This is a genomic window from Pseudomonas sp. D47, assembly GCF_045447305.1.
In the GTDB taxonomy this organism is placed as follows: Bacteria; Pseudomonadota; Gammaproteobacteria; order Pseudomonadales; family Pseudomonadaceae; genus Aquipseudomonas.
In genome coordinates this window covers 192,544-205,603 of sequence record NZ_JBJGXU010000004.1, presented here as the reverse complement: position 1 = coordinate 205,603, position 13,060 = coordinate 192,544, and the positions used below count along the sequence as shown (strand labels likewise).

At 61.0% G+C, this 13,060-nt stretch carries 11 protein-coding genes; 1 reads left to right on the top strand and 10 read right to left on the bottom strand.

Features of this window, described 5'->3' with window-relative positions; genetic code table 11:
• Positions 1 to 48: 48 nt before the first annotated feature.
• Positions 49 to 996 (bottom strand): choline ABC transporter substrate-binding protein, encoded by a 948-nt coding sequence (locus ACI77I_RS05725; RefSeq protein ID WP_094949324.1) that lies wholly within the window; start codon positions 994 to 996, stop codon positions 49 to 51.
• A 322-nt stretch (positions 997 to 1,318) separates the two neighbouring features.
• On the opposite strand from ACI77I_RS05725, the gene ACI77I_RS05720 reads away from it, so the two are divergent.
• Positions 1,319 to 1,825: a hypothetical protein gene (locus ACI77I_RS05720; protein WP_094949325.1), complete on the top strand. Its 507-nt coding sequence runs from the start codon at positions 1,319 to 1,321 to the stop codon at positions 1,823 to 1,825.
• Between the two features lie 65 nt (positions 1,826 to 1,890).
• Here ACI77I_RS05720 and hutG read toward each other — a convergent pair whose 3' ends face one another.
• From hutG to ACI77I_RS05675, 9 genes are all read right to left on the bottom strand, one after another.
• The gene (gene hutG / locus ACI77I_RS05715) at positions 1,891 to 2,694 is read right to left on the bottom strand and encodes an N-formylglutamate deformylase (RefSeq protein ID WP_094949326.1); all 804 of its coding nucleotides are present in this window, start codon (positions 2,692 to 2,694) and stop codon (positions 1,891 to 1,893) included.
• A 29-nt stretch (positions 2,695 to 2,723) separates the two neighbouring features.
• A complete protein-coding gene (hutI, locus tag ACI77I_RS05710; protein WP_094949327.1) occupies positions 2,724 to 3,929 on the bottom strand; it encodes an imidazolonepropionase in 1,206 nt (401 codons plus the stop codon).
• A 15-nt stretch (positions 3,930 to 3,944) separates the two neighbouring features.
• The gene (locus tag ACI77I_RS05705) at positions 3,945 to 5,354 is read right to left on the bottom strand and encodes an amino acid permease (protein ID WP_094949328.1); all 1,410 of its coding nucleotides are present in this window, start codon (positions 5,352 to 5,354) and stop codon (positions 3,945 to 3,947) included.
• 150 nt (positions 5,355 to 5,504) lie between these two features.
• A complete protein-coding gene (gene hutH, locus ACI77I_RS05700; protein WP_094949329.1) occupies positions 5,505 to 7,043 on the bottom strand; it encodes a histidine ammonia-lyase in 1,539 nt (512 codons plus the stop codon).
• Positions 7,044 to 7,061: 18 nt separating this feature from the next.
• Positions 7,062 to 8,585 (bottom strand): histidine ammonia-lyase, encoded by a 1,524-nt coding sequence (gene hutH, locus ACI77I_RS05695; protein ID WP_242153963.1) that lies wholly within the window; start codon positions 8,583 to 8,585, stop codon positions 7,062 to 7,064.
• Between the two features lie 131 nt (positions 8,586 to 8,716).
• Positions 8,717 to 9,541, bottom strand: a complete 825-nt coding sequence (locus ACI77I_RS05690; protein WP_094949331.1) for a glycine betaine/L-proline ABC transporter ATP-binding protein — start codon at positions 9,539 to 9,541, stop codon at positions 8,717 to 8,719.
• Positions 9,538 to 10,389: a proline/glycine betaine ABC transporter permease gene (locus ACI77I_RS05685; protein ID WP_083355696.1), complete on the bottom strand. Its 852-nt coding sequence runs from the start codon at positions 10,387 to 10,389 to the stop codon at positions 9,538 to 9,540. Before ACI77I_RS05685 ends, ACI77I_RS05690 begins: the two co-directional genes overlap by 4 nt.
• A 71-nt stretch (positions 10,390 to 10,460) precedes the next feature.
• Positions 10,461 to 11,426, bottom strand: a complete 966-nt coding sequence (locus ACI77I_RS05680; protein ID WP_406997111.1) for an ABC transporter substrate-binding protein — start codon at positions 11,424 to 11,426, stop codon at positions 10,461 to 10,463.
• A 69-nt stretch (positions 11,427 to 11,495) separates the two neighbouring features.
• Positions 11,496 to 12,953: a purine-cytosine permease family protein gene (locus tag ACI77I_RS05675; protein WP_406997110.1), complete on the bottom strand. Its 1,458-nt coding sequence runs from the start codon at positions 12,951 to 12,953 to the stop codon at positions 11,496 to 11,498.
• Between the last annotated feature and the right edge of the window lie 107 nt (positions 12,954 to 13,060).

Here is a 13,060-nt window from a genome sequence, read left to right as displayed (position 1 = left end):
CCACCGCCATCGCGGGCAAGCCCGCTCCCACATTTGCTCGTGCCCGGCTTAGGGTTTTAGGCTGGCTTGCACGGCCGCCGCGCCATCGCCGCCATCAAACGCCGTAACACCCGCCAACCAGCGCTGCAAGTCCTCGGGGTGGTCGCGCAGCCATTGCTTGGCAACCTCTTGGGGCGATTGGCGTTCCATGATCGGCACCATCAGTTGGCTTTCCTGGGCGGCGGTGAAGGTCAGGTTGGTCAGCAAGCGGTTGGCGTTGGGGCAGCGCTCGGCGAAGTCCGGCGCAGTGACGGTAGAAACCGTGGCGCGGCCTTCGTCGGCGCCGAACACATCTTCGCTGCCGGTGAGGTAGGCCATTTTCATGTTGATGTTCATCGGGTGCGGGGTCCAACCGACAAACACCACGAACTCCTTGCGATTCACCGCGCGCTGCACCGCCGCCAGCATCCCCGCTTCACCGGACGCCACCAGCTTGAAGCCGCCCAGGCCGAAATGGTTGGTGTCGATCATTTTCTGGATGTCGGTATTGGCGCCACTGCCAGGCTCGATGCCGTAGAGCTTGCCGCCCAGTTTGTCTTTGAAGCGGGCGATATCAGCAAAGGTTTTCAACCCAGCGTCGGCTACGTATTGCGGCACGGCCAGGGTGGCTTGGGCGTCAGACAGGCTGGGCGTGTCGAAGACCTTGACCTGCTTGGCAGCCAGGAACGGGGCGATGTTGTTGTCCATCGCCGGTTTCCAGTAACCGAGGAAGATATCCAGGCGCTTGTCGCGGATGCCAGCAAAGATGATCTGCTGCACCGCGCTGGTCTGTTTGCTGTCATAGCCCAGGCCGTTGAGCAGCACGTCGGCCATGCCGGAGGTGGCGACCACGTCGGTCCAACTGACCACGCCCATGCGCACGGTTTTGCACGACGCAGGTTCTGCGGCCATGGCGTGCGCACTGAGTAGCGCGGCGCCGGTGAGGGTCAACAGGTAGCGGTTGAACAGTCTTTTCATGGAAAGAGGTCTCACTCGGCAGCTTTTATTGTGGGGAGTGGCGTCTAGCGCGCCGTGCCCAGCACCTTACCCGGCGAAACCTTATTTAAAGAGACCTACAGCGACCCTGTTTTGCACTGGGGCGACTGTGGTATTGCAGAACAAAACGCATGGCGACACTTTTACAGAACGCTCCTTCCCCCCCAAAACAGCAGGGAGTTATCATGTAAAACCTACACTGTCTACTGTTACATATACCAGTAGACGCCGCGCGCCGTTCAAACTTTAATCACACGAGGCACGGAGAAGCTCAGTCAGTCGAGTTCATGATCAGGAGAAACACATGACTACGCAAGACACTCAGGTTTTTGGACCGGAAAGTTTTGAAGCAACCCTATATTTTTCAACCTCTGAAGAACACTTCAAAGCAAACAGAGTCAGCGTAGAAGAAACCACTACGCCTTCAGGTGTTGTCTGCTGGACCCTTAAGGCTTATGAAGATACGCAGGACAAAAAAGACGGTACTACTGAAATAAACACCCTCCGACTTCATATAAAGAAAGACTTCGCGGGCGGCCCCGTTCAGATTGTTTCAGCGCTGTCTCCACCCGACATACGAGAAAATTCGGCAGCCTACTATAAATTGAAAGACAGCCCGGACGATGATGACGACTTGGTCGACACGGCTTATGAATTCCCGTCCATCAAAGGCGAACTTGTCTACTCATGGCCAGACAATAGAGCACGCATTACTGGCGCTTTTAACTTCAAGGTCAAAAATCCAGACAACACGGCATTTGAAATCAAAGGTGCTTACAACATTCTCAATAAAGGCATGCACTCAATTTAAATGTGCACTTGTTAACATATCAATATAACAGTGCGAGTTACCGTCCCCGAGAACTCGCACTTTAATTACCTTGAATAACGCTGCCGCCCCCAACCTAAAAACCCTTCCAGCAACTGCTTCAACACCACCCGCGTCGGCTCAGCCAAATCTGGCCGATAACGAAACGGCTCAAACTCTTCCATATAAGCGCTCTGGCACAACTCCAACTGCACGGCGTGGATATCCTGCGCCGGGTCGCCGTAATGCCGGGTGATGTGCCCGCCCTTGAAGCGCCCGTTGAGCACGTGGGTGTACTGCGGATGCGTGGCGCAGATGGCTTCCAACTGGCTCGCCAGCTCGGGGTCGCAAGCCGCGCCGTTGAAGGTGCCGAGGTTGAAGTCCGGCAGCTTGCCGTCGAACAGGTGCGGGATCACCGAGCGGATCGAGTGCGCATCAAACAGCAATGCGTAGCCGAACTCGGCTTTGAGCCGCGCCAGTTCCTCTTGCAGGGCGCGGTGGTACGGGCCCCAGATCTTTTGCAGGTAGGTGGCGCGCTCCTCTGCCGACGGCTCCAGGCCTTCGCGGAACAGCGGCACGCCGTCGAACAATGTCGCCGGGTACAGGCCGGTGGTGGCGCCGACGTACAGCGGCTTGTCGTCCGATGGCCGGTTCAGGTCGATCACAAACCGCGAGTACTCCGCCGACAGGGTGCTGGCGCCCAGCGCCTCGGCAAAGTCATACAGCGTGGGGATGTGCCAGTCGGTGTCCGGCAGGCTTTGCGCCTCGGGGATCAAGCCGGCTTCGACCGCAGGCGTCAGGCGCAGGCCGGCATGAGGCATGCTGATCAGCAGCGGTACGCGGCCTTGTTTGAAGTTCAGAACCTTATCCACAGCAGTACTCCTCGTTCACAAAGGCAGCCTTAAACAGTGACATCGACGCCGTGGCGCACAACGCGTTTATCCAGCTCACCGCCGAGCCAGTAGGCCAAGTCGGCGGGGCGATCAATCTGCCAAGCGACAAAATCAGCGACCTTGCCCACTTCCAGCGAGCCATGGGTATCGCCCATGCCCAGCGCGGTAGCCGCATGCTGGGTGGCACCGGCCAGGGCTTCTTCCGGGGTCATGCGCAGCAGCGTGCAGGCCATGTTCAGCATCAGGCGCACCGACAAGGCCGGCGAGGTGCCGGGGTTGAGGTCACTGGCGATGGCAATCTTCACGCCGTGCTTGCGCAGGGCATCCATCGGCGGCAACTGGGTTTCACGCAGAAAGTAGAACGCACCCGGCAACAGCACCGCGACGGTGCCGGAGGCAGCCATGGCGATCGCGTCGTCTTCGGTCATGAATTCCAGGTGGTCCGCCGACAGCGCGTGGTAACGCGCGGCCAGGCTGGAACCGTGCAACGACGACAGTTGCTCGGCGTGCAGCTTCACCGGCAGGCCGAGTTGCTGGGCAACCTTGAAGACGCGCTCAACCTGCTCCGGGGAAAACGCCAGGTATTCGCAGAACGCATCCACCGCGTCCACGAGCCCTTCCGCGGCCAGGGCCGGCAGCATCTCAGCGCAGATGTGGTCGATGTAATCGTCAGCGCGATCCTTGTACTCCGGCGGCAACGCGTGGGCCGCCAGGCAGGTGGCGCGCACGCTGACCGGCAGCGCTTCGCCGAGGCGACGGATCACCCGCAGCAATTTACGCTCACTGGCCAGGTCCAGGCCGTAGCCGGATTTGATCTCCACCGTGGTCACGCCGTCACGCAGCAAACTGCGCAGGCGCTTGTGAGCGCTGGCAAACAGTTCATCTTCAGTGGCGGCGCGGGTGGCGCGCACGGTGCTGGCAATGCCGCCACCCTTGGCCGCGATTTCGGCGTAGCTCACGCCTTCAAGGCGCTGCTCGAATTCGCCGCTGCGATTGCCGCCGAACACCGTGTGGGTGTGGCAGTCGATCAGCCCGGGGGTGACCCACGCGCCTTGCAGGTCATGCACCTGGGCGTAATCCGCCGGCGGCACTTGGCTGCGGGGGCCGACCCACTCGATGAGTTGGCCTGCAGTGACCATGGCGGCATCCTCGATGATCGAGTACTTGCCGCCTGCCATGGTTGCGACGTGGCAGTGTTGCCAAAGCGTTTTCATCAACGCCTCCCTAAGTTAACGATGAGACAAAGCCGTGTCGTAATGGACCTTGGCCGTTTGCCCGGCAGCGGGTTTGACCCACAGCAGGTAGGCCAGAACCAGCAGCACGATCCACACGGCGCCGACCAGCAAAGCGGCCTGGGTGTCCGGGAAATAACCCAGCACACCAAACACGAACAGCATGAACACGATGGCAGCCGCGGGCGCATACGGCCAGAACGGTACCGGGAATTTCAGCTCGGCGACCTGTTCTTTGGTCATCGAGCGGCGCATCGCGACCTGGGTGAACAGAATCATCAGCCACACCCACACGGTGGCGAAGGTGGCAATCGAGGCGATCAGCAGGAACACGTTTTCCGGGATCAGGTAGTTGAGCACCACGCCGCCAAGCAGCGCCGCGCCCATCACCACCACGGTCATCCACGGCACGCCTTGCTTGGACAGCTGGGCAAAGCCCTTGGGCGCCTGCCCTTGCTGAGCCAGGCCGTACATCATGCGGCCGGCGCCGAAGATGTCGCTGTTAATGGCCGAGACGGCCGCCGAGATCACCACGATGTTGAGGATGGTCGCTGCCGAGCCGATGCCGAGGTTGCTAAAGATCTGCACGAACGGGCTGCCCTCGCTGCCGATCTGCGGCCACGGGTAAATCGCCATCAGCACAAACAGGGTCAGCACGTAGAACAACAGGATGCGCAGCGGCACCGCGTTGATCGCCTTGGGGATCACGCGCTGCGGGTCTTTGGCTTCACCGGCGGTGATGCCGATGATTTCGATGCCGCCGAAGGCAAACATCACCACCGCGAACGAGGCGATCAGGCCGCCGATGCCGTTGGGCATAAAGCCGCCGTGGGCCCACAGGTTGCTCAGGCCGCTGGCCTGGGTATCGCCGGCCGAATGGATGCCGAACAGCATGATGCCGAAGCCACCGAGGATCATCGCCACAATGGCGCCGACCTTGAGCAACGACAGCCAGAACTCCATCTCGCCAAACACTTTGACGTTGCACAGGTTCAGGCCTCCGATCAAAAACACGATGCCAAGCACCCACACCCAGCGCGCAACTTCGGGAAACCAGAAGCCCATGTAGATGCCAAAGGCGGTGACGTCAGCCAGACAGACGATGATCATTTCAAACGCATAAGTCCAGCCGAGGACGAACCCGGCCATAGGCCCCAGGTAGGTGCTGGCGTACTGGCCGAAGGAGCCGGAAACCGGGTTGTGCACAGCCATTTCGCCGAGGGCGCGCATAACCATGAATACCGCGGCGCCGCCGATCAGGTAGGCCAGCAGCACGGCGGGGCCGGCCATCTGGATGGCTGAGGCGGAGCCGTAGAACAGCCCGGTGCCGATCGCGGAACCGAGTGCCATGAAGCGAATATGTCGGGCGCTAAGCCCGCGTTTCAAACCTTTTTCTTGCTGGTGCATTTCTCGTCCCTAATTATTCTTATGAGGAGAAGATCGTTCCCTCGCGCTGCGTGGGAAGGCCGCCTTGGACGCTCTGCGTCCGCTTTCGGTGCCGTGACGCGGAGCGTCACAGGAGGCGTTCCCACGCAGAGCGTGGGAACGATCAGCGTGTTAGAGACTTGGTAGCAACTTGGCCGGCACCAGCTCATTCAGGCAGCGGGTGGCGAGCAGTTCGCTGGCGGCATTGATGTCCGGGGCGAAGAAGCGGTCCTTGTCGTAGAAGCCCACTTTGGCGCGCAGGATGCCACGGGCTTTTTCCAACTTCGGCGAGGTTTTCAGGCCATCGCGCAGGTCCAGGCCCTGGCACGCGGCCAGCCATTCCACCGCCAAAATGCCACGGGTGTTCTCAGCCATTTCCCACAGACGCTTGCCTGCTGCCGGCGCCATCGACACGTGGTCTTCCTGGTTGGCCGACGTCGGCAAACTGTCGACGCTGTGCGGATGGGACAGTGCCTTGTTTTCGCTGGCGAGCGCGGCGGCGGTCACCTGGGCAATCATGAAGCCGGAGTTGACCCCGCCATTGCCCACCAGGAACGGCGGCAGTTGCGACATGTGCTTGTCCATCATCAGCGAGATACGGCGCTCACTCAGGGAGCCGATTTCGGCGATGGCCAGCGCCATGTTATCAGCGGCCATGGCCACCGGTTCCGCGTGGAAGTTACCACCGGAGATCACGTCGCCTTCGGCTGCAAACACCAGCGGGTTATCCGACACGGCGTTGGCTTCCACCACCAGCACTTCGGCAGCCTGGCGGAACTGGGTCAGGCAGGCGCCCATGACTTGCGGCTGGCAGCGCAGGGAGTACGGGTCTTGGACCTTGTCGCAGTTCTGGTGCGACTGGGACACCTCGCTGCTTTCACCGAGCAGGTCGCGATAGGCCGCAGCCGAATCGATCTGCCCACGTTGGCCGCGAGCGGCGTGGATACGCGCGTCAAACGGCGAGCGTGAGCCGAGTACCGCTTCCACGGTCAGGCCGCCGCAGGCCAGCGCGCCGGCGAACAGGTCTTCGCCTTCGAACAGGCCACGCAAGGCGTAGGCGGTGGACACTTGGGTGCCGTTGAGCAGCGCTAAGCCTTCTTTGGCGGCGAGGGTCAGCGGCGTCAGGCCGGCGACTTTCAGTGCTTCGGTGGCTTCCAGCCATTCGCCTTTGTAGCGCGCCTTGCCTTCGCCCAGCAGTACCAACGACATGTGCGCCAACGGCGCCAGGTCGCCGGAGGCACCGACCGAACCTTTGAGCGGGATGTGCGGGTACACCTCGGCGTTGATCAGCGCGATCAATGCGTCGATGACCTGGCGGCGGATCCCGGAGAACCCACGGCTGAGGCTGTTGACCTTGAGCACCATGACCAGCCGCACCAGCGCGTCGCTGATCGGCTCACCCACGCCGGCGGCGTGGGACAGCACCAGCGAACGCTGGAGGTTTTCCAGGTCTTCACTGGCGATGCGGGTCGAGGCCAGCAGGCCGAAACCGGTGTTGATGCCGTAGGCGGTGCGGTTCTCGGCGAGAATCTGCTCCACACAGGCAACACTGGCTTCGATCTGCGCCGTAGCGCTGTCATCCAGGCTGAGGGTTACCGGCTGCTGGTAGATAGCCCGCAGTTGGGCAAGGCTCAATTGGCCTGGAATCAGATTTAGCGCAGTCACATTCATGCTCCTTGTGAATTATTTTTAGTGCAAATTAGGTAATACGTGGTGCAGCAAAGCGGTGTCTTTAAGCAACGCGGCGGCACTCGCGATGTCTGGCGCCAACCAGCGGTCCTGCTCGTAGGCCGGGACCTTTTCACGCAGCAGGCGCCAGGCGCTGTGGGTGCCCGCGCCGAAACGCTGGTCCTTGAGAAACTCGAAAGCCTGGGCCGCCAACAGGTATTCGATGGCGAGAATCTGGGTAACGTTGGCCAACAGCTGGTGCAGCTTGAGCGCGGCGTTGGTGCCCATGCTCAGGTGGTCTTCCTGCAGGCCCGAGGTGACGAAATTGTCGAGCACCGCCGGTTGCGCCAACTGGCGGTTTTGCCCGCACAGCGAGGCGGCGACGTACTGCACGATCATCATCCCGGAGTTAACCCCAGGGTTGCTGACCAGGAACGCCGGCAAGCCGCTGACGTGCGGGTTAATCAGGCGGTCCAGACGGCGCTCGGCCACCGAGCCGATTTCGGCCATGGCGATGGCGAGCATGTCGGCCGCCAATGCCACGGACTGCCCGTGCGGGTTGGCCTGGGACACCACGCGGTAGTTATCCGGCGTGCCCAGCAACAGCGGGTTATCGGTGGCGCTGTTAAGTTCGGTCTCGATCTGGCGGGTGGCGTGTTCAACTTGGTCGCGCGCCGCGCCGTGAATCTGCGGAATCGAGCGGATGCTCAAGGCGTCCTGAGTACGAATGCCCTTGCTGCTGGCGATCACTTCACTGCCATCGAGCAAGGCGCGCAGGTTGATGCCGACTTGCTGCATGCCCGGGTGCGGCTTGAGGGCGATGATGGCTTCGTCGAAGGCGTCGATCTGGCCGCGCTGGGCCTCAAAGCTCATGGCGCCGATCACGTCGGCCCATTGCAGCAAGTGGTGGGCGTCGGCCAGGGCCAGGCAGCTCAGGCCGGTCATGCACGGCGTGCCGTTGACCAGGCACAGGCCGTCTTTGGCGCCGAGTACCACAGGCTGCAAGCCTTCTGCGTGTAATGCTTCTTGCGCTGTCACGATCTGACCGCGATAGCTCACCGTGCCGACACCGAGCAAGGCCACGCCGACGTGGGCCATGTGGGTCAGGTAGCCCACCGAACCCTGGGACGGTACTTGCGGGGTGATGCCGTGGTTGAGCAGCGCCAGCAGCGAATGCACCACCTGCGGGTGCAGGCCGGATTTGCCGTGGCTGTAGTTGATGACAGCCGCGCAAATGATCGCACGAGTTTGCTCGTCGCTGAGCACCGGGCCGACGCCACAGGCGTGGCTCAAAAGCGTATTGCGCGACAGCTGGCTGAGTTGCTCGCCCTTGAGCGACACATTGCACAGCGCGCCCAGGCCGGTGTTCACACCATAGGCGCGCTCACCGCTGGTGACGATGCGCTGCACGATGGCCTGGGCATTGTCGATGCGCGCCCAGGCGTGGCCCGAGAGTTCGAGCTCGGCGCCGAAGCGGGCGACGGCGACCACGTCCTGCCAGCGCATGGGGGCGTCGGCGATGATGATTTTTGCTGCCTGGGACATCTTAAGCCTCTTGAATTGATCGTTCCCACGCTCTGCGTGGGAATGCCGCCTGGGACGCTCCGCGTCCCGCTATCAGGTGTGACGCAGAGCGTCACGGGATGCATTCCCACGCAGAGCGTGGGAACGATCACTTACACCACCGCCGCACGCCGCTGAACAAACCGGTCCACATACTCATCCGCCGGCGAATGCAGGATCTCGCGCGGGGTGCCGACCTGGATCAGCTTGCCGTCCTTGAGGATCGCAATCCGGTTGCCGATGCGCACGGCCTCGTCGAGGTCGTGGGTGATGAACACGATGGTTTTGTGCAGGGTCTTTTGCAGCTCGAGCAACTGGTCCTGCATCTCGGCGCGGATCAGCGGGTCGAGGGCGCTGAACGCTTCGTCCATCAAGATGATGTCGGTATCCGCCGCCAAGGCGCGAGCCAGGCCCACACGCTGGCGCATGCCGCCGGACAGCTGGTGCGGGTATTTGTTTTCGTAGCCTTTGAGGCCTACGGTTTCGATCCAGTGCAGCGCGCGTTCGGCGCAGACCTGCTTGGTTTCGCCACGCACTTTCAGGCCGTAGGCGACATTGTCGAGCACGCTCTTGTGGGGCAGCAGGCCGAAGCTCTGGAACACCATGCTGATCTTGTGCCGACGGAATTGGCGCAAGGCTTCCATGTCCAGTTGCAAGATGTCTTCGCCGTCCACCAGGATCGCGCCGCTGGTAGGGTCGATCAGGCGGTTGAAGTGGCGCACCAAGGTGGATTTGCCGGAGCCCGACAGGCCCATGATCACGAAGATCTCGCCGGTGCCGATGCTCAGGGACAAGTCATTTACGCCGACCACGCAACCTGTCTCGGCCAGTACTTGGTCCTTGGTCTTGCCCTGGCCAACCAGCGCCAGGGCTTCCTTGGAGCGGTTGCCGAAGATCTTGAAGACGTTTTTAACTTCAATTTTGCTGACAGTACTCATTTGCTCGCCTCATGCCGTGGACGACCATAGGCCTGGGTAATGCGGTCGATGACCACTGCGAGAATCACAATCGCCAGGCCGGCTTCGAGGCCACGGCCGACGTTGAGGGTCTGGATGCCGACGAGCACGTCTTCGCCCAAGCCACGGGCGCCGATCATCGAGGCGATCACCACCATCGACAGCGCCATCATGGTGGTCTGGTTGATCCCGGCCATGATGCTCGGCAGGGCCAGCGGCAGTTGCACCCCAAAGAGTTGCTGCCAGCGGTTGGCACCAAAGGCGTTGATGGCTTCCATGACTTCGCCGTCGACTTGGCGAATGCCCAAATCGGTGAGGCGAATCAGCGGCGGTGCGGCGTAGATCACCGTGGCGAAAATCGCCGGCACCTTGCCCAGGCCGAACAGCATCAGCACCGGGATCAGGTACACGAAGCTCGGCATGGTTTGCATGATGTCGAGCAACGGCATCAGCACCGAACGCAGGCGATTGCTGCGCGCCGACAGAATGCCCAGCGGAATGCCGATCAGCACCGAGATCACCGTGGCGACCATCATCAAGGCCAGGGTTTGCATCAGCTTGTCCCACAGGCCAACCGCACCCACCAGAAACAGCAGGCCGACGATCACGGCCGTGGTCACCACCTTGCGGGTGGCGTGCCAGGCGATGCCGCCGACGATGGCCAGCATCAGCCACCAGGGCGCTGCGCGCAGCAGCCCTTCCAGGTTGACGATGGCCCATAGCAGGGTGTCGGAGATCTGCCGGAACACATCGCCGTAGTTGGTGACCAGCGAGTCCACCCAACCGTTGACCCAGTCGGCGATGGAAAACGTAAAACTCTCAGGAAACATATCGTGCTCTCGATCCAGTGGGTTGTGGCCGGGCGCCCGGTTGCCTGCTCAGACAACCGGGAACGCTCGCCCTACAAGGCCGCGTCGATTTTCTTGGCTGCGTCGTCGCTCACCCATGCGTGCCAGACTTCAGGATGTTCCTTGAGAAAAATTTTCGCCAGTTTTGGCGACTCAATTCGCTCTTTGGCCATGCGGCCCAGGTTCTGGTTCAGCAGGTCGATCGGCAGGTTGACCTTCTCCAGCACCGCCACCAACTCCGGCGCTTGTTCGTGGAAGGTCTTGGACAAGCCGACCTTGATGCTCACGCTTTTATCCACACCGGGCTTTTCTTCCAGCTTGACCAGGTCCACCTGGCCCATCAGCGGAGTGGGCGACCAGTAGTAGAACAGGATCGGCTCGCCACGCTTGTAGCTCGACAGCACCGCCGCATCCAGCGCCGGGCCGGTGCCTGGGCGGAAGTTGGTGTAGGTGCTTTCCAGGCCGTAGCTTTTGAGCATTTCGCTGTTGTCCAACTCACAGGTCCAGCCAGCCGGGCAATTGTAGAAACGGCCTTTGGACGGTTCTTCCTGGTCCTTGAACACCGAGGCGTATTTGGCCAGATCCGCGATGTTTTTCAGGTCCGGCGCCTTGGCTTCCAATTTGCGCTTGGCGTCGCCTTCGATCACGTAACGCGGCACGTACCAACCTTCCACCGCACCGACGACCGGCGCACCCACGCCAACGACTTTGCCGGCCTTCTCGGCCTTGTTCCAGACTTCGCTGCGGCCGACCCACTCTTCGGCAAACACTTGGATGTCGTTGCTGCTCAGGGCGTTTTCCATGGTGATGGAGTTGCCCGGCAGGCTGTCGATTTTACAGTCGTAGCCTTTTTCCAGCACGGTTTGCAGGATGTCGGTGAGCAACATGCCGCTTTCCCAGTTCAAACCTGCAAATTTCACCGGCTTGCCGGATTCACACCAACCGGCCGCCTGGGCGCCAGCAGAGGCCAGCAAGCCCGCAGAAAACAAGGTGGCCAGCAGGGTCTTATTCATCTTCATTGTTGTGACGCTCCCAATCTTGAAATGGATTACGGCAGTCAGTAGGCGTCCTGCCCTGTCCACGCCCCATCAGGCCTGTGCAACCAGCCCGTTTGCTATTGGTGTAGCGCCCTGCTCTACCGGCAGGATCAGGTGTTCAGGAATTGCGCTGTGCCACTTTTTCGCACAGACGTAATAGAGGGCTGCGGGAAGTACCAGACCGATGATCCAGGAAATATCCACATCACCCAGCGCGGCCACCAGCGGGCCGGTGTAGAACTTGGTGGAGATGAATGGCAATTGCACCAACACGCCGAAGACATAGACGCTGATACCGAGCAGGTTCCAGCGACCGTAGCGACCGTTCGGGTCGGCCAGCGCCGGCACGTCATAGCGCTCGCGGGTGATGCAGTAGTAATCCACCAGGTTGATCGCGCTCCAGGGCGTAAAGAACGCCAGCAGGAACAGGATGAAAGACTTGAAAGCACCGAGGAACGAGTGCTGGCCGAGCAACGCGATCAGGGTCGCAGTGCCGACAATAACCAGCACGAAAACCAGACGCTGCAGGCGCGTGACTTCCAGGCGACCGCGAAAACCGCTGATGATGGTCGCGATGCACATGAAACTACCGTAGGAGTTCAGCGTAGAGATGGTGACCTTGCCAAAAGCGATGCTGAAGTACAGCAGCGCAGCGGTGGCACCCGTGCCGCTCAAACCAACGATGTAAGCCACTTCGTGCCCGGCGAATTGCCCGTTGGACATGGCCGCGGCAAACACGCCGAGGATCATCGCCACCTGTGCACCAATGACCGAACCCGCGCCAGCGGCGAGAAAGGTTTTCACCGAGGACGTCTTGCTCGGCAAGTAACGTGAGTAGTCCGCCACGTAAGGGCCGAAAGCGATCTGCCAGGATGCCGCGAGCGACACCGCCAGCAAAAAACTGCTCCAACTGAAGTGGCGGATTTGCAGCAGTGCGCCAATGTCGGTCTGGCTGATCAGGCGACTGAACAGGTAGACGAAGGCGATCACACCGATGACGCTGGCGATGCGGCCGATCCAATGGATCACCCGGTAACCGAGCACCGTGACCAGCACAATGACACTGGCGAAGATAAGGATACCGACGCTGTCACTGACACCAAACAACTGGCCCAGCGCTTGGCCGGAAAGCACGGTGCCGGTCGCGGTAAAGCCGAGGTACATCAAACAGACCAGCACGATCGGGATGGCCGCGCCATAAACACCAAACTGCACGCGGCTGGAGATCATCTGCGGCAAGCCAAGCTTCGGCCCTTGCGCCGCATGCAACGCCATGACGCCGCCGCCAATCAGTTGGCCGATCAGCAGACCGATCAACGACCAGAACACATCACCGCCCAGCACCACGGCCAAGGCCCCGGTGACAATGGCGGTAATTTGCAGGTTGGCACCCATCCATAGGGTGAACTGGCTAAACAGACGACCGTGTCTTTCCGCTTCCGGGATGTAGTCGATCGAACGCCTTTCGATCAACGGGGTGGTGCTTGCACGTGCGTCATTTGCAGCCATGTGTGTTCAACCTCTGATGGATTGTTTTTTGGTGGTGCGGGTGAAACATGTCTTGTGTACACAGCCGGTCAACTGTGGGGGCTGGCTTACCTGCGATGCGGGCGACT

What these genes read in the sequence shown, in the direction of transcription:
- hutH (WP_242153963.1), bottom strand. Translation starts at nt 8,585, where the DNA reads ATGTCCCAGGCAGCAAAAATCATCATCGCCGACGCCCCCATGCGCTGG.
- ACI77I_RS05725 (WP_094949324.1), bottom strand. Translation starts at nt 996, where the DNA reads ATGAAAAGACTGTTCAACCGCTACCTGTTGACCCTCACCGGCGCCGCG.
- ACI77I_RS05720 (WP_094949325.1), top strand. Translation starts at nt 1,319, where the DNA reads ATGACTACGCAAGACACTCAGGTTTTTGGACCGGAAAGTTTTGAAGCA.
- ACI77I_RS05690 (WP_094949331.1), bottom strand. Translation starts at nt 9,541, where the DNA reads ATGAGTACTGTCAGCAAAATTGAAGTTAAAAACGTCTTCAAGATCTTC.
- ACI77I_RS05685 (WP_083355696.1), bottom strand. Translation starts at nt 10,389, where the DNA reads ATGTTTCCTGAGAGTTTTACGTTTTCCATCGCCGACTGGGTCAACGGT.
- hutH (WP_094949329.1), bottom strand. Translation starts at nt 7,043, where the DNA reads ATGAATGTGACTGCGCTAAATCTGATTCCAGGCCAATTGAGCCTTGCC.
- ACI77I_RS05675 (WP_406997110.1), bottom strand. Translation starts at nt 12,953, where the DNA reads ATGGCTGCAAATGACGCACGTGCAAGCACCACCCCGTTGATCGAAAGG.
- ACI77I_RS05680 (WP_406997111.1), bottom strand. Translation starts at nt 11,426, where the DNA reads ATGAAGATGAATAAGACCCTGCTGGCCACCTTGTTTTCTGCGGGCTTG.
- ACI77I_RS05705 (WP_094949328.1), bottom strand. Translation starts at nt 5,354, where the DNA reads ATGCACCAGCAAGAAAAAGGTTTGAAACGCGGGCTTAGCGCCCGACAT.
- hutI (WP_094949327.1), bottom strand. Translation starts at nt 3,929, where the DNA reads ATGAAAACGCTTTGGCAACACTGCCACGTCGCAACCATGGCAGGCGGC.